This window comes from Vibrio sp. Y176 (assembly GCF_033438945.1).
Genome location: NZ_JAWOQS010001135.1, coordinates 1 through 527, shown reverse-complemented (window position 1 = coordinate 527; position 527 = coordinate 1). Strand labels below are relative to the sequence as shown.

Genomic DNA, 527 nt, shown 5'->3' with positions numbered 1-527 from the left:
TTGACACTGTCGATGATTCCGATGACGAGCCGGATGAAGTCTATCGAGTTAGTGTGGCTAGTATTGTCGATGGTGACGACAATCCTATTTTCGAGGCGCTTGACCTCACTAATGCGTATGTTGATACGACCATCATCGATAATGATGACCCGACTACGCCACCAATCGCTCTTGATTTCATCATTTCCCTCAATGTCCAAGAAGGCATTTTCCCTGTTCAGGATGTAGAGTTCGATGGGCTAACTAGCACCAATGAGCAACGAGTTGAAGACATTGAAGATGATGCAGTTGCGGCCAATGATGGTGATATTCTAATACAGGTTGTTGACCTCCCTGAACACGGAGAGTTGTATTATGTGGATGGTAATGGTCAGGAAGTCATTATAGATGAAACCACTCAGTTCCCTGAAAACACAGAGGTTAAGTACCGTTTGACTGATGACTTCTTTGACGAACAGAGCTTTGACTCAGCTGACCTTCTTGAAGACCAAGGTAAAGATATCTTGGTTGATTCCTATACTCAGATC

At 44.0% G+C, this 527-nt stretch carries 1 pseudogene; it reads left to right on the top strand.

Annotated features, from left to right (window positions below):
- Positions 1–527: pseudogene (locus tag R7O13_RS30615) on the top strand (calcium-binding protein); the annotation flags it as partial.